The 21,777-nt window shown below is 65.5% G+C and carries 21 protein-coding genes; 7 read left to right on the plus strand and 14 right to left on the minus strand.

The features are described from left to right. From XM53_RS21280 to XM53_RS21300, 5 genes are all read right to left on the minus strand, one after another. A partial coding sequence (locus XM53_RS21280; protein WP_328586702.1) for an inositol monophosphatase family protein occupies positions 1-329 on the minus strand: 329 nt, incomplete at its 3' end. Next, on the minus strand, positions 316-1,659 hold the full coding sequence (locus tag XM53_RS21285; protein WP_057796818.1) for a TldD/PmbA family protein: 1,344 nt from the start codon (positions 1,657-1,659) through the stop codon (positions 316-318). The genes XM53_RS21280 and XM53_RS21285, both read right to left, overlap by 14 nt. A gap of 112 nt (positions 1,660-1,771) precedes the next feature. Beyond that, positions 1,772-3,325, minus strand: a complete 1,554-nt coding sequence (locus XM53_RS21290) for a DUF2125 domain-containing protein (RefSeq protein ID WP_057796819.1) — start codon at positions 3,323-3,325, stop codon at positions 1,772-1,774. Beyond that, on the minus strand, positions 3,300-4,820 hold the full coding sequence (locus XM53_RS21295; protein ID WP_057796820.1) for a DUF2125 domain-containing protein: 1,521 nt from the start codon (positions 4,818-4,820) through the stop codon (positions 3,300-3,302). The genes XM53_RS21290 and XM53_RS21295 overlap by 26 nt, the downstream gene beginning before the upstream one ends. 89 nt (positions 4,821-4,909) lie before the next feature. After that, positions 4,910-6,451 (minus strand): DUF2125 domain-containing protein, encoded by a 1,542-nt coding sequence (locus XM53_RS21300; protein WP_057796821.1) that lies wholly within the window; start codon positions 6,449-6,451, stop codon positions 4,910-4,912. 164 nt (positions 6,452-6,615) lie between these two features. Between XM53_RS21300 and XM53_RS21305 the strand changes: the two genes are divergently transcribed. After that, the gene (locus XM53_RS21305) at positions 6,616-7,359 is read left to right on the plus strand and encodes an SDR family oxidoreductase (protein ID WP_057796822.1); all 744 of its coding nucleotides are present in this window, start codon (positions 6,616-6,618) and stop codon (positions 7,357-7,359) included. After that, positions 7,356-7,970 carry an enoyl-CoA hydratase/isomerase family protein gene (locus XM53_RS21310; RefSeq protein ID WP_057796823.1) on the plus strand — a complete coding sequence of 205 codons (615 nt, stop codon included), beginning with the start codon at positions 7,356-7,358 and terminating at the stop codon, positions 7,968-7,970. The genes XM53_RS21305 and XM53_RS21310 overlap by 4 nt, the downstream gene beginning before the upstream one ends. Before the next feature lie 76 nt (positions 7,971-8,046). Here XM53_RS21310 and XM53_RS21315 read toward each other — a convergent pair whose 3' ends face one another. Both XM53_RS21315 and XM53_RS21320 read right to left on the minus strand, forming a co-directional pair. Then, positions 8,047-9,429: a multicopper oxidase family protein gene (locus XM53_RS21315; protein ID WP_057796824.1), complete on the minus strand. Its 1,383-nt coding sequence runs from the start codon at positions 9,427-9,429 to the stop codon at positions 8,047-8,049. A gap of 71 nt (positions 9,430-9,500) precedes the next feature. Beyond that, entirely contained in the window at positions 9,501-9,794 is a 294-nt protein-coding gene (locus XM53_RS21320) for an HNH endonuclease (RefSeq protein ID WP_057796825.1), read from the minus strand. 131 nt (positions 9,795-9,925) lie between these two features. On the opposite strand from XM53_RS21320, the gene XM53_RS21325 reads away from it, so the two are divergent. Next, complete coding sequence (locus XM53_RS21325; protein ID WP_057796826.1) at positions 9,926-11,098, plus strand: TIGR03862 family flavoprotein; 1,173 nt, start codon at positions 9,926-9,928, stop codon at positions 11,096-11,098. Positions 11,099-11,228: 130 nt separating this feature from the next. Here the strand turns inward: XM53_RS21325 and XM53_RS21330 are convergent, their stop codons facing one another. Then, entirely contained in the window at positions 11,229-11,816 is a 588-nt protein-coding gene (locus XM53_RS21330) for a glutathione S-transferase family protein (protein WP_057796827.1), read from the minus strand. 132 nt (positions 11,817-11,948) lie between these two features. Here XM53_RS21330 and XM53_RS21335 point away from each other — a divergent pair, with 132 nt between their 5' ends. Further along, positions 11,949-12,377 carry a GFA family protein gene (locus XM53_RS21335; protein ID WP_057796828.1) on the plus strand — a complete coding sequence of 143 codons (429 nt, stop codon included), beginning with the start codon at positions 11,949-11,951 and terminating at the stop codon, positions 12,375-12,377. Between the two features lie 6 nt (positions 12,378-12,383). On the opposite strand, the gene holA is transcribed toward XM53_RS21335, so the two are convergent. From holA to leuS, 3 genes are read right to left on the minus strand one after another with little or no spacing between them, the layout of a single operon-like run. Then, positions 12,384-13,409, minus strand: coding sequence for a DNA polymerase III subunit delta (gene holA, locus XM53_RS21340; RefSeq protein WP_057796829.1), 1,026 nt, complete (start codon positions 13,407-13,409; stop codon positions 12,384-12,386). Continuing rightward, positions 13,406-13,897: an LPS assembly lipoprotein LptE gene (gene lptE, locus XM53_RS21345; RefSeq protein WP_057796830.1), complete on the minus strand. Its 492-nt coding sequence runs from the start codon at positions 13,895-13,897 to the stop codon at positions 13,406-13,408. Before lptE ends, holA begins: the two co-directional genes overlap by 4 nt. Beyond that, positions 13,884-16,463, minus strand: a complete 2,580-nt coding sequence (gene leuS / locus XM53_RS21350) for a leucine--tRNA ligase (RefSeq protein ID WP_057796831.1) — start codon at positions 16,461-16,463, stop codon at positions 13,884-13,886. Before leuS ends, lptE begins: the two co-directional genes overlap by 14 nt. A 199-nt stretch (positions 16,464-16,662) precedes the next feature. On the opposite strand from leuS, the gene XM53_RS21355 reads away from it, so the two are divergent. Further along, complete coding sequence (locus tag XM53_RS21355) at positions 16,663-17,910, plus strand: glycosyltransferase (RefSeq protein ID WP_057796832.1); 1,248 nt, start codon at positions 16,663-16,665, stop codon at positions 17,908-17,910. Positions 17,911-17,928: 18 nt separating this feature from the next. Here the strand turns inward: XM53_RS21355 and XM53_RS21360 are convergent, their stop codons facing one another. Further along, on the minus strand, positions 17,929-18,417 hold the full coding sequence (locus XM53_RS21360; RefSeq protein ID WP_057796833.1) for a DUF3576 domain-containing protein: 489 nt from the start codon (positions 18,415-18,417) through the stop codon (positions 17,929-17,931). A 173-nt stretch (positions 18,418-18,590) separates the two neighbouring features. Here XM53_RS21360 and XM53_RS21365 point away from each other — a divergent pair, with 173 nt between their 5' ends. Further along, positions 18,591-19,244, plus strand: coding sequence for a YggS family pyridoxal phosphate-dependent enzyme (locus tag XM53_RS21365; RefSeq protein WP_057796834.1), 654 nt, complete (start codon positions 18,591-18,593; stop codon positions 19,242-19,244). 62 nt (positions 19,245-19,306) lie between these two features. After that, positions 19,307-19,696, plus strand: a complete 390-nt coding sequence (locus XM53_RS21370) for a hypothetical protein (RefSeq protein WP_057796835.1) — start codon at positions 19,307-19,309, stop codon at positions 19,694-19,696. A 124-nt stretch (positions 19,697-19,820) separates the two neighbouring features. Here the strand turns inward: XM53_RS21370 and XM53_RS21375 are convergent, their stop codons facing one another. Next, on the minus strand, positions 19,821-20,318 hold the full coding sequence (locus XM53_RS21375) for a L,D-transpeptidase family protein (protein WP_057796836.1): 498 nt from the start codon (positions 20,316-20,318) through the stop codon (positions 19,821-19,823). After that, a complete protein-coding gene (locus XM53_RS21380; protein WP_057796837.1) occupies positions 20,318-21,748 on the minus strand; it encodes an amidase in 1,431 nt (476 codons plus the stop codon). The genes XM53_RS21375 and XM53_RS21380 overlap by 1 nt, the downstream gene beginning before the upstream one ends. Positions 21,749-21,777 lie beyond the last annotated feature (29 nt).

Here is a 21,777-nt window from a genome sequence, read left to right on the forward strand (position 1 = left end):
CCGCGCTCGACCACCGCCAGAGCATGCGCCCAGGTCCGCGTGCCTTCGATAAAGCTACGCGTGCCGTCGATGGGGTCGACGATGAACACCCTGTCGCGCGACAGCCGCTCGGGCGTGTCTGCGCTTTCTTCAGACAGCCAGCCGTAGTCCGGGCGGGCGCCACGCAACTGCTCGAACAGCACCTCGTTCACCGCCAGGTCGGCCTCGGTCACCGGCCCCGCACCGCCCGGCTTGTCCCAGACCCGCGCCTCGGGCCCGGTATAGCGACAGGCCACTTCGCCCGCCGCCCGCGCCGCCGCGATCAGCAGATCCAGCTCAGTTGCCGGCAAGGGTCAGTCCTTCGACCAGCAGCGACGGCACCACGCGTGATTTCCAGGGCCGCGCGTCATTGGCCGGAATGATCCCGCGCAGCATTTCCGGCAGGCTGCCCGCGATTGTGCATTCGTTCACCGGAAAGGCGATCTCGCCCTTCTCGATCCAGAACCCCGACGCGCCCCGCGAATAATCGCCCGTGTTGGGATTGATCGTCGAGCCGATCATGGACGTCACCAGCAGGCCCGTGCCCATCTCAGCCATCAGCTCTTCGCGGCTCTTGTCACCCTGCGTCAGCGCCACGTTGGTCGACAGCGGCGACGGCACCGAGGACGGCGCCCGCCGCGCATGACCCGTCGACGGCAGACCCAGCTTGCGGCCCGTGGCCAGGTCCAAAATCCACGACTTCAGAACCCCGTCCTCAACCAAGGCGCGCCTTGCCACCGGCAACCCTTCGGCATCGAACGGCTGAGAGCCAAGCGCGCGGGGGCGCAGCGGATCGTCGATCAGCGACAGCGCGTCTGGCAGCACGGGCTCGCCCATCCGGTTCATCAGCCACGACGCCCCGCGCGACACCGCGCCACCGTTGATCGCGGCCAGAAGATGCCCGATCAGGCTCGCCGCCACACGCTCGTCGTAGAGCACCGGATACGACCCGGTATAAGGCTTCTTCGCGTCCAGCATCGCAGCGGCACGTTCCCCCGCGCGCGTGCCGATCTCCTCGGGCGTGCGCAGATCGGCGGCGAACACGCGCGTATCCGCATCGTAATCACGCTGCATCCCTGTACCCTGCCCGGCGATTGCCACGGCGCTCAGGCTGCGGGCGCTGCTGGTGAACCCGCCCGAGAACCCGTTCGTGGCCGCCATGTGCATGTGCTCGACCTCGTGATCCGCCGATGCCTGCACCTGGGTCACGCCGTCCACGGCCATTGCGGCGGCTTCCAGCGCCAGCGCGGCCTCCTGCATGTCGGGCGCCGCCGGTTCCGAGCCGGGGTCGTGCAGTTCCAGTGCCGCGACGTCCCAATCCTGCGCCAGCTGCTCCGGCGCCGCCAGCCCCGCGAACTGGTCTTGGGGCGCCTCACGCGCCATCGCCACCGCGCGTTCGGCCAGCATCGCAAGCGTTTCCTCGCGCGTATCCGACGCCCCGACACAGGCCTGACGTTGCCCTACGAAAACCCGCAAGCCAACCTCGACGCGTTCCGACCGTTCCGCCTGTTCCAGGGTGCCCGCCCGCACGTTGATGCTCTGGGTTCTTCTTTCGACGGCCACCGCATCCGCGGCATCCGCCCCGGCCTTGCGGGCCGCAGACAACAGCGCTTCGGTCAGGGTTTCCGGGGAAAGGGCCATCAAGGTCTCCTGGCTGCGCCGCACCGGTCAGGCATAGCGGCGTCATGGGGAAATAGGGTCGAGGTCCGATCTACTGCGCCGCCGGAACGGGCGCAAGCCATGCGGGGCGCGATCAGCGCATACGCTGACCGTTCACCGTCACCTGTCCGTCGGGCATGATCTCGACCTCCGCGCGCACCGCGTCGCCGTCGCCTTCCACCGGCGTGGTGAACATGCCCATCATCATCCGGGCCGACATCGCGTCATCGGTCGTCAGAACACCGGCCTCGGTCAGCCGGTCCAGCAGGGCCTGGGCGCCGGTCAGTTCGAACGTGGCGTCCCCTTCGGTCGCCGGGACCCCGTCAACGGTCCGCGGAGCAACATGATCGAACCGCACCGCGCCCTTTCCTGTCAGTTCCGCATCCCAGAACCGGGCCTCCAACGCCCTCAGGTCCAACGTCTCGATCGACACCGGCAAGGGCCCGTTGAACGATTGGCCCAACGCAGCGAGGTCGAACAACGTCTCCAGAAGAATCGCCGTGCCGCCCAGATCGACCTTCAGGTCCGCCGTTTGCCGCGGAAGCTCTTCCGTCATAAAGAAAGCGGTCCAGGTCTCTTCGGACAGTGTCAGCCCGTCCAGCTCGACACGCAGCGCGTACTGCTGCGGCTCGACCGCCCGCAGGACAGGCATTGCCAGGTCCAACAGAATCCGCGCCGCCTCGACATCCACGCTGATGCCCAACACTTCGTCCGTTATCTGCATCGCGGCCGTGTCCGACCCGGACACCACATGCAAACCGTCGCCCGTCAGCGTGAAGATGCCCGTGATATTGCTCCACCGTGTCTCGCTGGAAGCGATCTGCTCGCCGGCACTCCACTCGTAATCCTCGTCAAAGCCGGTCTTTGCCGCAGCCTCGTGCCGCAGCATCATCCCGGCCTCTGCCAGCTCCGGCAGGCGGTCCAGCGCAGGACCGCCGCGCGGCAGGCGCAGCTCGGTCAGGGTTTCGACCTCGTCGCGGCTCAGAGTGCCTCCAAGGCCCTGCGCGGTGGTCTCATCACCGAAGCCATAGTCGATCACCACCTGCCCGGCCACGCCGCGGCGCGTGAAGTCCAGCCAACCGTCGCCGATCCGGCTGGTCTGCGTGATATCGAACCCCGATTGCAGATACCGGTACCCGGCTGGAAAGGGCTTTCCCAAAAGCCCGTATTCGGTCATCTCGATCTCGAAGCTATCGCCGCTCCAGCCGGTCTCGATGCCCGCGTCGGTCTCGCGCATCCGCACGCTGACATCCGTCATCCGCCAGGCGAACGCGCCCGCAGAGGTGAACGCCGATGCTGCGTCTTCGGTCGCGGAAATGCTGAAGGGCATGGTCTCGGCGGTCGGCAGATGCACCACTATTTCGCCCGCGTCCGACACGAAACGCGGACCGGGCAATTGCAGGTTCATCTCCAGCGGCAGTCCCGGAACCTGCATCGACAGAAAGATCGGCCCCACCGCCAGCGCATCGCCCTCGGGCACGGCGTCGGCCTCCCAGTCAAGGCCCAGCGCCTCGAACTGGGCCGTCCAGACGCCCCACGCCTCCTCGACCGTCAGGTCTGCAAGCGCGGCCTGCGGCGCACAGAGCGCCGCCGCCGCAAGGACCTGCCAAACCCTCACCGGCTCACCGCAGCCGCTGGCCGTTGGCAAGCACCTGGCCATCCTCGGTCACCTCGATGGTCGAGGTGATCACGTCCTCGCCCTCGCCGGGCGTGCCGAACATGCCCAGCATCATGCGGGTGCCCATGGCCTGCTCCTCGGGGACCAGCCCCATCGCGACCAGCGTGTCGATCAGGCCGTTGGCACCGCTGACGCGCAGATCGACGCTGCCACTCGGCGCGGGCACTCCGGGAAAGGTCTCAAAATCCTCATTGTCGATTTCGAAGGCACCGCTGCCGGTGACCTCGGCGCCCACGGCGCGCACCACCAGTTCGTTCAATTCAACGTTTTCGATCCGGCCCAGTGTCTCTTCGGTCGGGGACACCTGCATCATCCGCATGATATCCAGCGGATCGCGGCTCAGCGCCGCCTCGCCCGACAGGTCCAGCACCACCGTCATCGGGTCGCGCGGCAATTGCTCTTGCGGGTCGAACAGGGCCCAGATCGCCTCGTCCAGCGACACCTCTTCCAGCGTCATCCGCAACTCCACCGGCACCGCGCCATCGGTCTCGGTCACCGGCGCCACGATCCGGCCCTCGCTGCGTCCGATCTGGCCCGCAATCGGAAAAGGCAGGTCCGGCGGCATCAGGAACTCGAACGCGAAATCGGTATAGACCCCGCTCATCGACAGCCCGTCTTCGCCCAGCGCAATGTCGTTGCTCTCCATCGTATAGGCGGTGGTCTGGCGCATCTCCATGTCCTCGACCGTCGTCACCGTGGTGCCATCCACCTGCATCCCGCCGGTCTTGGCCACAAGCATCAGCCCGGCCCGCAGCGCGTCATCCAGGTTCAGAAGGTCAACCTGCCCCGCCGGGATGGCCATCTCCACTTCCGACGTGCCGCCTGTCATCTTTTGCGTGCCGCTTGACACCGCACCTTCCGGGTCGCTGAATTTCGTGTCGAAGGTCATGCTGTCCGAGGTCGTGGACATGGCCACTTTCACGATATCGCCTTCGGTGATCACGTACCGGCTGGTCCCGGTCAGCGTGCCTTCGACGGACACGTCAAGCACGCCTTCGTCCGGCACGGTGAACTCGGTCAGGGCGAACCGCGCATCTTCGAACGCGCCTTCATACGTCACCTGGCCCGGCTCTCCGGTGGCGATGGTCGGCGTATCGAAGCCTTCGTAGGTCAAGGACGCCGACATCACCTCGCCTTCGTCCGGCATGGTAAAGGTGATCTCTGCCGTCATGCCATCGGGATAAGCCAGCGCCACGCTGCCATCTCCCTGCTCGGTCAGGGTAAAGCCGTTCGAACTCAGCCGCGCCACACCCGCATCCATCGGCAACGCATAGGTCATGACCATGCTCTCGACCCGCAGGCTGTCACCCTCGCGCACCGGCTCGGCCGTGACGTCAAAGCCAAAGGCGCGGGCCGGGGCCATCATGTTGGTCAGCACGTCATCTGCGGTCACATCGGCAAATGCCGCCATTGGCACCACGGACGAGGCGCTCAGGATTACTGGAAAAACGCGGAAGTACGTCATCGGGATCACCCTTCGTCAGTTTTCAATCGTCAAAAGCACGAGGGGCCGGATCACCCGGCCCCCGCAGATTTCGCAAGTCTTGCCCCGGATCAGCGCAGGCGCTGCCCGTTGGCCAGAACCTGGCCGTCGCTCTTGACCTCGATGGTCGAGGTCAGCGTGTCCTCGCCGTCGCCGGGAACCGCGAACATGCCCATCATCATGCGCACGCCCATCGCCTGTTCCTCGGGCACAAGGCCCATGGCGATCAGCGTATCCAGCAGACCGTTCGCGCCGGTCAGCCGCAGATCGACCGACCCGTCCGGCGCCGGCATCCCGTTGAACGTCTCCAGATCGGTATTGTCGAAGGTGAACGCCCCCTCGCCGGTCAGTTCCGCACCCGCGGCGCTGACCGTCAGCGTATTGAGGTCCAGCGTGTTCAGCTCGCCCGGCATCCCCAGCTCACCGGTCTCGGCCGCTTCCATCTGCTCGGGGTCGAGCAGGTCGAAGAACAGCTTGGCCGTCCCGGTCAGATCAAGGTCGATCGTCGCCGGGTCGTGCGGCAGCTGGCCGGTGGGGTCGAAAATGCCCCAGATCATGTCCGACATGGTGAAATCGCCCAGCGTCAGGCCCATGGCGAAATCCTGCTCTTCCTCGCTCTTGGCGACGGGCATGGTCAGGTTGAACGCGGCGGTGCCAAAGGCGACCTCGACCGGCAGCGGGATATCCCCGCCGGCCATGTTCAGGTTCATGTTGCTGGCCGACAGGTCATAGGTCAGACCGTCGCCGCCCAGCGCGACAGTGATCTCGCCACCGTCCGAACTGGTCGTCCCTTCGGTCGTCTGCGGCGGATCGACCAGCGTGAATTCGGTCGATCCTTCGGAATAGGACATCGTCACGTCCATATCGAACCCGTTCTCGATCGACGCGCCCATGTTGGCAGGGTCCATTTCCAGCGGCATCGCGCCGTTGGCCGCGACGGTCATGCCGGCGAACTGGCCTTTCAGCATGATCTCCCCGCCACCGCCCTCTGGCTCGTCAATGTCGACGGTATAATTCACCGGACCCGTGGTCATCTTCTGCTCGGAGGTGCGCAGATTGCCGATCTTCATCGTGGTCGTGCCATTGACGTCGGCGATCCGGAACTCGACCGTGCCAAGGTCGATCGTTTCACCCTCGACCGTAAGATCGTTCAGGATCATGGCGACTTCGTCAGCCGAATAATTGTAGAGCAGGTCATCGGGATTGCCCGACGCCGTCATCTCAAGCCCCGTGGTGTCGTATTGCAGACCGACGTTGAAGTCTTCGGCATCCGGCGACTCCACGCTCACGTTCATCGGCATCGACGCAGGCAAGGTGATCGAAACGGTGCCGTCGCCATTGTCCGTAAACGTCATCTCGCCCATGTTGACCGAGATCGTCGCATCCTCTTCCGGGATGGCCATCGACATGGTGATGTTCGACACGGTCAGCGCGTCGCCAGACTGGTTTTCATCCCCGCTCACCTCGTAGCCCGAACTGGCCAGGTATCCCTGCCAGTCGGCCCAGACATCCGCGGGTGTCACATCCGCCTGCGCGCTTCCCGCGGCAAGGGCCAGACCGATGGCGGTTGCGGTGCCGAAGCAGGCCTCGCGCGGTGTACCCAAAACTCTCATGTAGAATCCTTTCGTGTTGGAAATCCCTGCTTTGCTCCAGCTTCCGCCGTAGTGCAATCGGGGTCAAGGGGGGTAATCCCTGCCTTGCGCTGGACCTCGCTGACCACAGGCGATAGCTCTGGCCCAAGCGTATGTCACCGCAGCCACGAAAAGGGTTCAATGCCATGCAAGACAAAACCGTGCTTATCACCGGCGCCAGCCGTGGCATCGGCGCCGCCACCGCCCGCCACTTCGCCGCGCTCGGGGCCAACGTGGTGCTTGCCGCCCGCAGCACCTCGGCACTCGAAGACATCGCGTCCGAAATCGGTGACCGTGCGCTGGCCGTGTCCTGCGATGTCAGCCGCTACGACGACGTCAAGGCCGCCGTCACCGCCGTCACCGAGCGTTTCGGCGGGCTCGACGTTCTGATCGGCAACGCCGGCGTGATCGAACCCATCGCGCATCTCTCAGAGGTCGACCCGGACGAATGGGACAAGGTCATCGACATCAACCTCAAGGGCGTCTTCCACGGGATGCGCGCCGCCCTGCCGGTGATGAAAGAGGCCGGCTCGGGGACCATCATCACCATCAGCTCAGGTGCCGCCACCAGCGCACTCGAAGGCTGGAGCCACTATTGCGCCTCCAAGGCCGCCGCATTGATGCTGACCCGCGCCGCCGACAAGGAAAACCGCGATCACGGCATCCGCGTGCTGGGTCTGTCGCCCGGCACGGTGGCCACCGACATGCAGCACCAGATCAAGGCCAGCGGCATGAATCCCGTGGCCCAGCTCGACTGGTCCGATCACATCCCGCCCGACTGGCCCGCCCGGGCGCTGGCCTGGATGTGCACGTCCCAGGCCGATGGCTGGCTGGGTCAGGACATCAGCCTGCGCAACGAGGACATCCGCCTCGCGGTGGGCCTGACATGATCGACCTCGACAAATCCGGCGACGGCCTCTGGACCGTCACGCTCAACCGGCCCGACAAGGCCAATTCGCTCACCCATGCCATGCTGACCGAGCTCGCGGACATCGCCGAGGCCGCCACCGAGGCCCGCGCGTTGGTCCTGACCGGCCGCGGCAAGGCGTTCTCTGCGGGCATGGACCTTGAGGCCGCCAAGTCCGGCCTGCCCACCGACCCGGTGTGGGAGCGCCTCTCGGGCGCGCTTTCGGTCCTTCCCTGCCTGACCATCGCCGCGCTCAACGGCACCGTCGCGGGCGGGGCCATGGGCATGGTTCTGGCCTGCGACCTGCGCATCGCGGTGCCGGGCACCAAGGTCTTCTACCCGGTGATGAAACTTGGGTTTCTGCCGCAGCCCTCAGATCCGGGGCGCCTGACGCGGCTGATCGGCCCGTCGCGCGCCAAGATGATCCTGATGGCGGGCCAGAAGATCGACACCGACACCGCGCACAAATGGGGCCTGATCGACCAGGTGACCGAGCCCGGCGCGCTGCTGTCCACGGCCCGCGACCTCGCGACCGACGCACTGTCGGCCACACCCGATCACGCGGCAGGCATCAAGCACCTCTGCCGCCCCTGAGCGCGCCGGAATTTACGTAAATTCCGGGATAGAAAATACGCATTTTCTATTCCGTTTTCCGCGCGGAAAACGGCGCCTACGCGATCCGTATCCAGTTCATCATGCCCGACATCTGGTGCGCGGCCATGTGGCAATGAAACATCCAGTCGCCCGGATTCTCGGCGACAAAGGCGATCTCGCGCGTCTCGTCGGGATGGATCACCAGGGTGTCTCGCCACGGCCCCAGCTTCCAATCGGTGAACACTTCGCGGAAATGCTGTCCATGCAGGTGCATCGAATGGGGGAAAGCCGTCCGGTTCTCCATCGGCACGCGCACCGTCTCGCCCAATGCGGCCTCGACCAGCGGCTCTGCGTCCATCCCGGCCTGTCCGTTGAACGCCCAGAACTGCCCCGCCTCGTAAAGCGCCCTGGCCTCCGTCTTGCGGCCCTGCCACCGGACCTGATCCGGCAGACCTCGCATCGCGCCGCCTTCCAGGACCAGCGGCACCCGCCGCGCGCCACTTGGCTCGAGCACCGGCAAGTCATTGGGCGGCAAGGCTCGCGGGGTGGTCCGCAGCGCCTGCTCCGGGCCTTCGACCGACACCGATACGGTCGCATATGTCCCGTCCCGCTCCACCGATCCGATGATCGCCTCCTCGCCGCTCGCGGCGGTGACATCGACGATCAGGTCGACGCGCTGCGCCGGTCCGATCTCGACCTCATCGACCCGTTCCGGCGCCTCCAGCGGCATCGCGTCGAGCGCCACGACCCACGCGGTCATCCCCTGAAACACCAGCCGGAACACCCGCGCCGTCGCCGCATTGACCAGCCGCAACCTCAAACGCGTGCCTCGCGCATATCTGCGCCGCAATTCGCCTTCCCCATTGACCGTGATGTAGTTGCCAAGACGCCCGGCATGAGACATGTCGTGCCGGTTGCCGAATTCGGGATGCACCTGCGCGTCCTCGGTCAGCCGCCAGTCATCCAGCACCAGCACCTCGTCGCCATCCAAGTCGGGCGACTCCGCCTCGTCCACCACCAGCACCCCGGCCAACCCGCGAGAGATCTGCTCCAGCGAGTTGGCATGCGGATGATACCAGAACGTGCCCGCATCGCGCAGGGCAAAGCGATAGTCGAAGCTTTCCCCGGGCCGGACCGCCGCCTGCGTCATGCCGGGCACGCCGTCCATCGCATTGGGCAGGCGCAGCCCGTGCCAATGGATCGTCGTCGCCTGCTCCAGCCCGTTCACAAGCCGGGCCTCGAACATGTCGCCCTGCCTCCGGCGCAGCGTCGGGCCAGGTACATGCCCGTCATAGGCCCAGACCCGCGTTTCCGGGAAATCCTCCGGCGCCAACTGCACCTCGGCCGGGCCCGCTCTCAGGACATGGCCAGGCGCGTCGGCCCAGGCCAGGCCCGGCACCGCCTGTGCCCCGGCCAGCCCACCGGCCAGCGCTATGAAGTCCCGCCGTGTTGGATGCATTCTGCCCTCGCGTCTTGTCATGACCGCAAGAGTGGCGCATCTTGTCCCGGGGTCAAGTCACCCTGCCGCGATCAGCGTTTGCGCCGCCGTCCCGGCGTCTTGGAATGAAACCCCGGCGGACGCTTGGCGATCCATCGGATGAACTTCTCCAGACGCGGATGCGCTCGCAAGGCCGCGACCGTCGCATAGTCCCGCGCCAGTTCCGCCTCGGTCAGCGTGGCATGGATCTCGTTGTGACAGATCTGGTGCAACAGAACGACCGGCCCGCCCTTGCCGCCCTTCAGCTTGGGCACAAGGTGGTGCAGGCTCTGACGTGCCTCGGGCGGAATAGGCCTGCCGCACAGAGGACATACCGGATCATCCATCGGTTTCCCTTGATCTTTGCCGTCCGACAGGCAAGAGCATGGGCGCATCGCGGCAAATAACAAGGGAAAGTCATGGCTTGCGAACATCTGACCGCCGCCGCCGCCCGTGCCCAAGGGGCGCGGCAAGCCCCATGAAGAACGCGCTCGTCATCGGCGCGGGGCCCGCAGGCCTGATGGCGGCTGACGCGCTGGCCTCGGCGGGGTGCCGCGTGACCGTGGCCGAAGCCAAACCTTCGCCTGCGCGCAAGTTTCTCATGGCCGGCAAATCGGGCCTCAACCTGACCAAGGCCGAGGATCTGGAAACCTGTCTGGCCGCCTATGCCGAGGCCGCACAACACCTGCGCCCGATGCTCGAGGCTTTCGGCCCCGACGAGGTCATCCATTGGGCAAAGGATCTCGGGCAACCCACCTTCACCGGCTCCACCGGACGCGTCTTTCCAACCGCAATGAAAGCGTCGCCGTTGCTGCGCGCCTGGCTGGCCCGGCTCGAAGGTCTGAACGTGACGCTTCATCGGCGTTGGCGCTGGACCGGTTGGGACGGCGACGCCGTGCTGTTCGACACGCCCCAGAGACCGCGCCGATGCAACCCGTCCGTCACCGTGCTGGCCTGCGGCGGGGCCAGTTGGGCCAGGCTGGGCTCCGACGGCGCATGGTCCGCGCACCTGCCGGACCAGACGGCCCCGTTCCTGCCGGCCAACATGGGCTTCACGGTGGCCTGGTCGGATCACATGCAACGCCATTTCGGCCAGCCGCTGAAGAACATCGCGCTTCATGCCGGGCCGCATGTCTCGCGCGGCGAGATCGTACTGTCGGCCTCTGGGCTCGAAGGCGGCGGGCTCTACGCCCTCTCCCGCCCTCTGCGCGAGGGCGCGGCGCTCACGCTCGATTTGCGGCCCGATCTGCCCTGTGACGAAATCCGCGCCCGGCTGAACCGCCCCCGTGGCAAGACCAGTCTGTCGAACCACCTGCGCAAGATCCTGCGCCTCAGCCCCGCCGAACAGGCGCTGCTGCACGAGGTGGCCCGCCCCCTGCCCGCCGATCTTGCCCCGTTGATCAAGGCTCTGCCCATTCCGCTCGAAGCGCCCCGACCGCTTGACGAGGCCATTTCGACGGCAGGCGGCCTGCGCTTCGACGCCCTGACCGAAGATTTGATGCTGAAATCCCGCCCCGGCACGTTCGCCGCCGGCGAAATGCTCGACTGGGAGGCGCCCACGGGCGGCTATCTGCTGACCGCCTGTCTCGCGACGGGGCTTTGGGCCGGTCGCGCCGCCGCGTGCTTTGCCGGGCTTGCTCCCCGCCCCTGACTCACCCTGACTCACAAGGGGGTCGCCGTACCCGAAACACGGCCACGAAACGCCGTTTGACGCGCCGCCGGACATCCTGACCGCCGCCCCGTAGGGTGGGTGAAACCCACGACCGGAACCGGCCGGTCCCTCACCCCATCTCCGCGACCTTCTGGAACGCCTCGCGCTTCTCCAGCCGCGCCCGATAGGCCTCCAGCGCCTCGCCCGGGCCGGGAAACTTCGCGATCTCCGCCCAGCGCAGGCAATGCACCAGCAAAATATCGGGCAGCGTCATCGTGTCCCCCATCAGGAACGGACCGTCCAGCGCCTCCGAGAGCCGCGCGATGCTGCCCTCGTACTCCCATTTCAGCGTTTCCTTGATCTCGGGCACGCGCTTGTCCTCGGGCAGCACGAAGGTATGCCGCGCCGCCATCCAAAGGCTGCAATCCACGTCATCGAGGATCTGGTGCGTCAGCGCATCCTGCCGCGCGCGTTCCAGCGTGCCCGCCGCATGGGTCAACCCGCCATGCCGGTCAGCCAGGTATGTCATGATGGCCACCGACTCGGTCACCACCCGGCCCTCCACCCGGAGCGCCGGGATCTTGCCCGACGGGTTCGCCGCCACTGCCTCGGCGCTGCGCGGCCCCGCGGGCGTGTGGTCATAATCGACCCCCAGCTCCTCCAGCAGCCACAGCACCCGGAACGCCCGGCTGGCCTTCGATCCGATCACCTCGTACATCGCGTTTCTCCCAGATGTGTCGCCTCACGCTTGCCCGCCTTGAGGATCGGTGCAACGAAAATCCCGCCGCCTGCTGACATTTCCTGTCATATTGGCCGTCTAACCTGCGCCTGAACGGATCGGAGTTTTCCCATGCACAAATCCGCAACCTGCCTCTGCGGCGCCGTGAAAATCGACATCGCGCACGCTCCGGAAACGGTGGGCGCCTGCCATTGCGGCATGTGCCGCAAATGGTCCGGCGGCATCTACCTTGGCCTGCACGTCAAGGCCGCCGCCGCGACCATTACAGGGGCCGACGCCATCACCGCCTACACCTCGTCCGACTGGGCCGAGCGCTGCTTCTGCGCCACCTGCGGCACCAACCTCTTCTACCGGGTCACCGCCCCCGGCCCGATGCAGGGCGACATGCATGTGGGCCTCGGGTTGCTGGACGATCCGACCGGCATCAGCCTGACCGAGGAAATCTTTATCGACCGTAAGCCCGACGGCTACGCTTTGGTCGGAAACCACAAACGCATGACCGAGGCCGAAACGCTGGCCATGTTCGCGGACATCAGCTGAACCGCGCTACCGCTGCGCCAGCGTCGCCAGACGGATCAGCGCGCGTTCCACCAGCGCCATGTCCGGCGCCGTCTGCCCCGCCGAGCGCAGGCGCAAATCGGTGTCGGTCAGCACGCCCAAGGCCTCTTCCAGCTTGGCCGCGCCCCAACTCGCCGCCTGCCGCTGCATCCGGTCGCGCCGTGGGCCAAAGACTGGCGGGCGCACGCGGGCTATGCCCTGCCCCGGCCCGCCCGGGTCGCTGGCCGCGGCATACAAAGCGCGGAAATGTCGGTTCGCGGCCATGCACAGGCCCACCGGCTGAACGCCCTGCGCCCGCAGCCGTTTCATCACCGGCCCGATCTCGCCCGGCTTGGCCTCCGCCACCAGATGCAGCACGTCGTCCAGATCGGCCTCGACCGAGACCGGCGCACAGGCGGCAATGTCCTCGGCGCTCAGGGGCGTGTCATCGCCGCGCTTGTACAGCGCCAGCTTGTCCATCGTCTGGCGGAAATCGCCGGGGTCCAGCGCGCGGGCCAGCGCGTTCAGATCCGCCATCGCCTCGCGCGGGATATCGCGCAGCCCCGCCTTCGACAGGATCGCCTCGATCTCGGCGCGCCCCGGCGGCTCGTCATAGATCGCCGCGGCATAGGCATTCTTGTGCCCCTCGAAGAGCTTGCGCAGCTTCGACGTGGCCTTCAGGCTGCCTGCGGTCACCACGACCTGCGCATCGCCAGGTTGCCAGTCCTCCAGCGCCGCCGTCACGACCGGCGCCACGGTCTCGTTGGCATCCTCGACAAAGGCCACGCGCGGGCCGGGAAAGAACCCCTGCGCCTTGATCGCATCCAGCAGCATCGCGGGATCCTTGCGCAACTCGCCCGCCTGGATGCGGGTCAGTCGCATTTCTTCCTCGCCCTGGGGCCCGATCAGCGCCGCGATTACCTCCTGCCGCTTCAGCGCCACGCGCATCGCATCGGTGCCATAGATCAGCAGGCCGGTCCTGTCGGGATCGGGCCGTGCGAAATAGGCGGGCGCGTCACGGGGCGACAGCTTCATGCCGGCAGCTTGCCGGCCTCGGCGGTCAGCCGGTTCAGGATCTGGTCGGCCAGGATCACCATCAGCCGCGCCTCGGCATCCCGCTCTGCCGCCTGCGTCGCCACGGTCGTGCCCGAGGCCGAGTAGGACGTAAAGCTGTCCGCCTGCCCGCTCAGCACAACCGCATTGCTCCGCAGGTCGCGCAGCGCGTATTTCACGTTGCCCAGCAGGTTGTAGCGCGTCGTCACGTTGGTGCGCGAAATCGCGATCGGGTCTTCGCTCAGGCTGATCGAATAGCTCAGACCGTAAACCTGCCGCTCACCCCGGCCAAGCCGTTCCTCGATGTGCCGGGTCAGCAGGTAACCCGGCCGGCTGTCGGGCGCATCGACCAGCACGGCGTTCTGCAACCGCTCTGCCGATCCGCGCGGGCCATACGCGGGCGCGAACCCGCAGGCCGCCAGCCCGGCGGGCAGTCCCAGCAACACGAAACGACGGTTAAACGACGACATTCACGATCCGCCCGGGGACGACGATGATCTTCTTGGGCTGGGCCCCATCCAGCGACCTGACCACAGCTTCGTGCGAGAGCGCGATTTTTTCAACCTCCGCCTTGTCCATGTCCTTGGGCACGCTGATCTCGGCCCGGCGCTTGCCGTTGACCTGAATGGGCAACGTCACGCTGTCATCGGTCAGCAGCGCCTCGTCGGCGACCGGCCAGGGCGCCTGCGCCACCAGTCCCTCGCCGCCCAGCACGGACCAAAGCTCTTCGGACAAGTGCGGCGTCATCGGCGACATCAGCTGTGCCAGGACCTTCGCCGCGGCCTTTTTTGCCTCGGCCCCGGCGCCCGATCTGGCCAGCGCGTTGGTAAAACCATAAAGCTTGGCAATCGCCGCGTTGAAGCCAAAGCTTTCCACTCCGCCCGTCACGTCATGGATCGCCCGGTGCATGTCTTTTGCCAGCGCCTCGTCCTCGGACGCATTGGCGGGGCTGGTATCTTCTGCAATCTCCGACACGATCCGGTAGACCCGCGCCAGGTGCTTGTAGGTCGCCTCGGCCCCGGCGGCGGTCCATTCCACGTCCCGCTCCGGCGGACTGTCCGACAGCACGAACCAGCGTGCGGTGTCGGCGCCGAAGGCCTCGATGATGTTCACCGGGTCGACGACGTTCTTCTTCGACTTCGACATCTTGGCCGAGGGGATGATCTGCACAGGCGTGCCATCCGCCAGCTTGCCGTCCGTCACGTCCTCGGGCAGGTGATAGACCGGGCGGCCCTTGTCGTCCTTCGTCTGGTAGATCTCGTGCGTCACCATCCCTTGGGTGAACAGCGCATCGAACGGCTCGATCGCCTTTTCCGGCAGGTGCCCGCAGATATGCATCGCCCGGGCAAAGAACCGGCTGTAGAGCAGGTGCAGAATCGCGTGCTCGATCCCGCCGATATACTGGTCCACGTTCATCCAGTATTCGGCATCTTCCATCCGGGTCGGCGTTTCGGCGTCAGGTGCGGTGAACCGCGCGAAATACCAGCTGCTGTCCACGAACGTGTCCATCGTGTCCGTCTCGCGCCGCGCATCCGCGCCGCAGCTCGGGCAGGCGCAATCGCGCCATGTCGGGTGCCGGTCCAGCGGGTTGCCGGGAATGGAAAAGTCGATCGGCGTGCCGCCCTCGTCATAGGGCAGCTCGACCGGCAGGTTCTCCTTTTTCTCCGGCACCACGCCACAGGTCTCGCAATGCACCACGGGGATCGGGCAACCCCAGTAGCGTTGTCGCGATAATCCCCAGTCGCGCAGGCGGTACTTGGTCACACCCTGCCCCACGCCATTCGCCTCGCAAAAATCCACCGCCGCCTCGACGGCCTCGTCGCCGCTTTGCGCCTGTTGGCCGGCAAACCCGCGGATATAATTCACCGTCTCGGATTTCGGCGGCACATAGGCCGGCCCGCCTTCCTCTGGCGGAATGAACGTGCCTTCCTCGCCCGTCGCGGGGCCAAAGACAGTGGCGACGGGCAAGTCGTACTTGCGCGCAAACTCAAGGTCGCGCTGGTCATGCGCCGGACAGCCGAAAATCGCGCCGGTGCCGTAATCCATCAGGATGAAATTGGCGACATAGACCGGCAATTCCCAGTCGTTGTCGAATGGGTGTCGGACCGTCAGCCCGGTGTCGAAACCCTTCTTCTCGGCCTTCTCCAGCGCCTCTTCCGTGGTCGCCCCCTTGCGGCACTCGGCATTGAAGGCCGCCAACTCGGCATTGTCCCGCTCCAGCCGTTTCGCCAGCGGATGATCCGGCGAAATCCCCACGAAACTCGCGCCTCGCAGTGTATCCGGCCGCGTGGTATAGACCTCGATCCGATCATGCCCGTCCGGTCCGTCCACCAGCGAAAAGGCGAATTGCAAGCCGCGGCTGCGCCCGATCCAGTTCTCCTGCATCAGCCGCACCTTCGCGGGCCAGTTCTCCAGCCCGTCCAGCGCCTCCAGCAAGTCTTCCGAAAATTCCGAAATCTTGAAGAACCACTGCGTCAGCTCACGCTTTTCCACCTCCACGCCCGAGCGCCAGCCCTTGCCGTCGATCACCTGCTCGTTGGCCAGCACGGTCATGTCCACCGGGTCCCAGTTCACCACCGCGTTCTTGCGATAGACCAATCCCTTTTCCAGGAAATCCAGAAACAACGCCTGCTGCTGGCCATAATACTCAGGATCACAGGTCGCGAATTCCCGGCTCCAGTCGATGCTCAGGCCCAGGGGCTTCATCTGGCCGCGCATGTCGGCGATGTTGCCATAAGTCCAGTCCTTGGGATGTCCCCCGCTCGCCATCGCGGCGTTCTCGGCGGGCATCCCGAACGCGTCCCAACCCATCGGGTGCAGCACGCTGTGCCCCGTGGCCAGCCGGTACCGCGCGATCACGTCGCCCATCGTGTAGTTGCGCACATGCCCCATGTGGATGCGCCCCGACGGATAGGGAAACATCTCCAGCACGTAATATTTCGGCTTGTCCTGCGACCGCTCGGCCCGGAAAATCCCGGCCTCGTTCCAGGCCACTTGCCATTTCGCTTCGATATCAGCAGCAGAATAACGCGACATGACCCGCTCGGCCCCTTGTTCCTCAATCTCCAAAGGGTGATAGGCCCCCACGCCCGCAGGGTCCAGTGCGCAGCGGTCAAAAATCGAGCGTCGCCGATTTCTTCGAAGAAATCGGGCCGGAAAATTCGAATTTTCCGACGCGAAATTTTGCAAAATTTCGCCCCGCCGCTATAAGCCGGAAAAAAGCGCAGGCATTTCCATGAAAATCCTCTTCATTCACCAGAATTTTCCCGGCCAATACAAGCACCTCGCCCCGCTCCTGGCCTCGCGCGGGCACCAATGTGTCGCGCTCACGCTGAAGGTGGACAAACCCTCCACCTGGAAAGGCGTGCGCATTCTGCCCTACAAGCTGCCCAAACGCGACGGCCAGAACCTGCACCCCTGGTTGGTCGATCTCGACACCAAGGTTACGCGTGGCGACGCCTGTTACCGCGCCGCCCGTCAGCTGCGGGAAAAAGGGTTTCAGCCCGATCTCATCCTCGCCCATCCGGGCTGGGGCGAATCGATGTTCCTGCGCGATGTCTGGCCCAAGGCCCGGCTTGCGATGTATTGCGAGCTCTACCACCTTGCCGACGACGCCCACCTCAACTTCGATCCCGAATTCGACACGTCCGACCGCGGCCTTCAGGCCCTGCGCATCCGCCTCAAGAACGTCAACAACCACCTGCATTTTCCCTTCGCAGATGCCGGCATCAGCCCCACGCGGTTTCAGGCCGACACCTTCCCGGCCGAGTTCCGCGACAAGATCACCGTGTCCCATGACGGAATCGACACGCTCAACGCCGGCCCGATGGCGGATGTGCGCCTTGTCATCGACGGCCAGGTCGACGTCACCCGCGACGACGAGGTCATCACCTTCGTCAACCGCAACCTCGAACCCTATCGCGGCTATCACATCTTCATGCGCGCCCTGCCGCGCCTTCTGCGCGAACGTCCCAATGCAAAGGTGCTGATCGTCGGCGGCGACGAGGTCAGCTATGGCGCCGCGCCGCCCAAGGGCCAGACCTGGAAGCAGATCTTCCTCGACGAGGTGCGCGATCAGATCCCGGACGAAGATTTCGACCGCCTGCACTTCCTCGGGCGCATCCCCTACGACCAGTTCCTGCGCCTCCTGCAGGTCAGCCGCGTGCATGTCTACCTCACCTATCCTTTCGTGCTCAGCTGGTCACTGATGGAGGCGATGTCCTGCGGCGCGGCCATCGTCGCCAGCGGCACCGAGCCGGTGCGCGAAGTGATTCGCCACGACGAGACCGGCCGGCTGGTGGACTTCTTCGATGGCGAAGCTCTTGTGGACGAGGTCTGCGCCCTGCTCGATGACGAAGCCGCCCGTCGCAGGCTGGGCGCGGCCGCGCGTCAGATGATGCGCGACAAGTACGATCTGCATACGATCTGCCTGCCGCGTCAGCTCCAGTGGCTCTCAGGCATCATGGACAACGCGCCCGTCTGAGACTCAGTCGGACACGGATCAGAACCGGCCCGCCTGCGTCCGCAATTGCCGCGCGCGGGTCAGGATCGCGTCCTCGATGGCGCGCTGCGTGCCCGCCGCAACCGGGCCGCTTTGCGATTGCAGCGCCACGTTCAGCGCCCGCGCATCCAGCGCCGGATCGCTGATCAGGACGGTCGCGCGATAGGCGCGCCCGCCGCCCGGCGGCCTGCCATACCCGGTCGAAATCACGCCGGTGAACGGGTCCGCGCTTTGCACCGGAAGAAAATCAAGCACCTCCAGCGAGGCGGTCCAGAGGAACCGGTTCACCCGGATCCCCGCCGAGCCGTCATTCTTGAACGCGTCGAACAGGCTGGTGCCCCCGGTCGCGGCCGTCGGTGTCTGGTTCGGACCGCCCTCGACCCGATACGCATCAGGGTTCAGCTTGCCGTTTCTGAACGTACTGCAAGACGCCAGCAGACCTACGCTCGCCAACAGCACCACCGCGCTTTTCAAAGGGGATTTGAACATTCCACCACCCGTTCCAGTTTTCCCTTCATTATCCAACCATACCAACGTGGGCAAGGTTGTTTACCGGTCCCATGACCGAATGAATCCCAACTGTGGTCCCCTGGCGCCGGGATTTGCGCAAGCGCCGCGCCTGTGGCACTAAGCCGATAGCCGAAATCGCCCGGAATCCCGCCATGAGCCTACACGACATCCAAACCCGCATCGCCGCTGCCGAGAAAGACGCCGGCCGCAGCCCCGGCTCGGTCGAACTGATCGCTGTCTCCAAGGTCCAGCCCAACGAACGGGTCGCCGCCGTGCTGGACGAAGGCCACCGCATCTTCGGTGAGAACCGCGTGCAGGAAGCGGCCGGAAAATGGCCGGATTTCCGCGAGCGTTACGAGGGCATCGAGTTGCATCTCATCGGCCCGCTTCAGACCAACAAGACGCGCCAGGCCTTCGAACTTTTCGATACGATCCATTCCGTCGACCGCCCCAAGCTGGCCAAGACAATCGCGCGCATCGCCCAGGAAGAGGGGCATTGTCCCGGCCTCTTCATCCAGGTCAACACCGGCGAAGAGGACCAGAAGGCCGGTATCCTGCCCGCCGATGCCGACGCTTTCATCACCGACTGCCGCGCACTCGACCTCACGATCGAGGGGCTGATGTGCATCCCTCCGATCGACGAGGAACCCAGCCTGCATTTCTCGCTGCTGGCCAAAATCGCCGAGCGAAACGGCCTCTCTGGCCTGTCGATGGGCATGAGCGGCGATTTCGAAAGCGCCATAGCCTTGGGCGCCACCCATGTCCGCGTCGGCAGCGCCATTTTTGGCGAGCGCAAACACGATTAAATCCTAGGAGGTGTGGCTGGGGTTACGTACACTTCCCGATATTGCAATTCAGGATAACCCAAATGCGTATTTTGACCACCACACTCGCCGCTCTTGTCCTTTCCGCCGGCGCCGCCGCGGCCGAGTTCACCATCAGCTTCGACTGGGGGGATATCCCGCGCTGCACGTCGGGCCGCCCCAACACCGTCGGCAGCCCGGCCTTCGTCCTGCGCGGCGTGCCCGCCGGAACCACCACGATCCAGTTCCGGCTCAAGGACCTGAACGTGCCAAGCTACAATCATGGCGGCGGCACGATCAGGGTTGGCCAGAACGGCAAGCTGCCCTTCGGTGTCTTCAAGTACAAAAGCCCCTGCCCCCCCGGCGGCGCGCACACCTATGAATGGACCGCCACCGCAAAGGCCGGAAACCAGACGCTCGCCACTGCAAAGGCCCGCCGCAAGTACCCGGAATGACGCCGGCACCAAAAGTCTTTCGAAGACTTTTGGCAATTTCCTTTCAAAGGAAATTCCCGCGCGAATGGCACCGACGCGCGGCCACCCGGATACCGACGCGATACCGACACGCGTTTCGCGCCAGTCAGCCCGGCACGACCAGCCGCGTTCCCAAGGTAATCCGTCCCGCGATCCAGCGCAGGTGATCTGGCCGGAACGCCACGCATCCCGCCGTCGGATACCCCGGCCGTCGCCAGCGGTGCAGGAAGATGCAAGACCCCTTGCCGCGCTCTGCCCGCGGCCAGTTCCAGTCGGTGATCAGGATCAGGTCATACAGCGGATCACCCCGCCGCAGCACCTCGTGCGAATGCGGGTAAGGTCTTGAAACCATGAGGTTGTAATCCTCGTGCCCCGGATCATCCGACCACAAATCACCGGGCCGGATCGGCACAGCCCAATCGGTTGGCCGTGCCATCCGATCGGGCCGATACAGCATCCCGACGATCCGGTGCGTTCCCACCGGCGTGGCACCATCCCCCTCGCGCTTGTCTCGAGTCGTGCCCCCGCGACCGATCGTGCAGGGAAACCGCCGCCCCATGAACCGCACGCCCATCGGTGTCAGAACCAGGTCCTCGGGCGTCATTATGCGAGTCCTCCGGGACGCTTGTCCCCCGTCAGGAATAGGTCCGGCGCCTTGCTTTCGTATAGATAAGCCGCCTCGAACACCCTTGCATCATCAAAGGTCGGCCCGACGATCTGCATCCCCGTCGGCACCCCGTGCCGGTCCTGCCCCGTGGGTACCGACACCACAGGGCAATTGTGCAGCATGTTGAACTGATGCGTCAAAACCCAGCCGTATTCCGGATCAACCTCCTGCCCTGCAACCTCGAAACCGGGCCCTACCGGATCGTGATCCGCCCGCACGCAACCCACCGACAAGGTCGGGCAGACAAACACGTCCGCCTCGTCCAGAATTGCGCCCATTCGCTGGTACATCTCGTGCTGCACCTCCCAGCTTCGCGCCACATCATCCGGGCCCAATCGCGCCGCCGCCTCTGCCGTGGCGATGGCGTAATCCGTCATCCGGTCAACGTATTCCTCCAGCGCCCAAAGCGGTGCGCGCCCGAAATGCATCGCCAGGTACCAGTTCATCGCGGCCCGGTCGACACGCGCGTCCCACCCCAGGTCCACCGCCGTCACCTCACAGCCTGTTTGCCGAAAAACATCCAATGCCGCCAAGGTGTTGTCCTGCACATCGCCGTCGATCGGGACATATCCAAGGTCCATCGAATACGCGACCTTCATAGGTTGTCCCTTCCCTTCCAGCGGCAACACCACGCGGTCCCGCAGGCTGTCGTGATCCCGTGGATGCGGGCCCGAGACGATATTCTGCCCCAAGGCGCAATCCGCCACGCTCCGGCTCAGTAAACCGCAGTGATTGTAGCGGTCGAAATTCGCCGGCGGCCCGTCCGGGTTGCGCCCGTGCGGCGGCTTGTAGCCCACCAGCCCGCAGGCACTGGCCGGAATACGGATCGACCCACCGATATCGGTGCCCGTCGCCAACGGCACCATCCCCGCCGCCAGCGCCGCCGCCGACCCGCCGGACGACCCGCCGGGGCTGTACTCGGGATTGAAGGGGTTGCGCGTCACACCGAACCGCTCGGACCGGCAGACGCCGGACAGGCAGAATTCCGGCGTGGTGGTGCGGGCCGGGATAATCGCCCCCGCCGCCAACAGGCGCTCGATCATCGGGTCGGACTGCGCCTCGACCTCGTGCCCCATCGACCAAGACCCTTGCGTCGTGCGTTGCCCAGCGACCCGTTGCGCGTCCTTGACCGCGACCGGCAGGCCCTCCAGTGCGCGCGCCGTACCGTCTGCATAGGCCGCCTCGGCCTTGCGTGCAGCGATGAGCGAGTCGTCAAAGAATGTCTCTGTATAGGCGTTCAAGCTCGGATTCACCGCCTCGGTCCGGGCAATCAATGCCTCCAGATACGCCACTGGCGATAAGTCACCCGACTTGAACCCGGCCAGGACATCGCTTGCGGACAGATAGCACAGATCGGGGTCTGACATGGCGGCTCCTTCGGGGCCAGAATGTCGAA

This window comes from Roseovarius atlanticus (genome assembly GCF_001441615.1).
GTDB classification, from domain to species: domain Bacteria; phylum Pseudomonadota; class Alphaproteobacteria; order Rhodobacterales; family Rhodobacteraceae; genus Roseovarius; species Roseovarius atlanticus.

Excerpts from the sequence above, each read along its gene's own strand:
- XM53_RS21320 (WP_057796825.1), bottom strand. The coding sequence starts at position 9,794 with ATGGATGATCCGGTATGTCCTCTGTGCGGCAGGCCTATTCCGCCCGAG.
- XM53_RS21365 (WP_057796834.1), top strand. The coding sequence starts at position 18,591 with ATGAGCCTACACGACATCCAAACCCGCATCGCCGCTGCCGAGAAAGAC.
- leuS (WP_057796831.1), bottom strand. The coding sequence starts at position 16,463 with ATGTCGCGTTATTCTGCTGCTGATATCGAAGCGAAATGGCAAGTGGCC.
- XM53_RS21360 (WP_057796833.1), bottom strand. The coding sequence starts at position 18,417 with ATGTTCAAATCCCCTTTGAAAAGCGCGGTGGTGCTGTTGGCGAGCGTA.
- XM53_RS21355 (WP_057796832.1), top strand. The coding sequence starts at position 16,663 with ATGAAAATCCTCTTCATTCACCAGAATTTTCCCGGCCAATACAAGCAC.
- XM53_RS21335 (WP_057796828.1), top strand. The coding sequence starts at position 11,949 with ATGCACAAATCCGCAACCTGCCTCTGCGGCGCCGTGAAAATCGACATC.
- holA (WP_057796829.1), bottom strand. The coding sequence starts at position 13,409 with ATGAAGCTGTCGCCCCGTGACGCGCCCGCCTATTTCGCACGGCCCGAT.
- XM53_RS21310 (WP_057796823.1), top strand. The coding sequence starts at position 7,356 with ATGATCGACCTCGACAAATCCGGCGACGGCCTCTGGACCGTCACGCTC.
- XM53_RS21305 (WP_057796822.1), top strand. The coding sequence starts at position 6,616 with ATGCAAGACAAAACCGTGCTTATCACCGGCGCCAGCCGTGGCATCGGC.
- XM53_RS21380 (WP_057796837.1), bottom strand. The coding sequence starts at position 21,748 with ATGTCAGACCCCGATCTGTGCTATCTGTCCGCAAGCGATGTCCTGGCC.
- lptE (WP_057796830.1), bottom strand. The coding sequence starts at position 13,897 with ATGTCGTCGTTTAACCGTCGTTTCGTGTTGCTGGGACTGCCCGCCGGG.
- XM53_RS21325 (WP_057796826.1), top strand. The coding sequence starts at position 9,926 with ATGAAGAACGCGCTCGTCATCGGCGCGGGGCCCGCAGGCCTGATGGCG.
- XM53_RS21315 (WP_057796824.1), bottom strand. The coding sequence starts at position 9,429 with ATGCATCCAACACGGCGGGACTTCATAGCGCTGGCCGGTGGGCTGGCC.
- XM53_RS21300 (WP_057796821.1), bottom strand. The coding sequence starts at position 6,451 with ATGAGAGTTTTGGGTACACCGCGCGAGGCCTGCTTCGGCACCGCAACC.
- XM53_RS21295 (WP_057796820.1), bottom strand. The coding sequence starts at position 4,820 with ATGACGTACTTCCGCGTTTTTCCAGTAATCCTGAGCGCCTCGTCCGTG.
- XM53_RS21330 (WP_057796827.1), bottom strand. The coding sequence starts at position 11,816 with ATGTACGAGGTGATCGGATCGAAGGCCAGCCGGGCGTTCCGGGTGCTG.
- XM53_RS21285 (WP_057796818.1), bottom strand. The coding sequence starts at position 1,659 with ATGGCCCTTTCCCCGGAAACCCTGACCGAAGCGCTGTTGTCTGCGGCC.
- XM53_RS21375 (WP_057796836.1), bottom strand. The coding sequence starts at position 20,318 with ATGACGCCCGAGGACCTGGTTCTGACACCGATGGGCGTGCGGTTCATG.
- XM53_RS21370 (WP_057796835.1), top strand. The coding sequence starts at position 19,307 with ATGCGTATTTTGACCACCACACTCGCCGCTCTTGTCCTTTCCGCCGGC.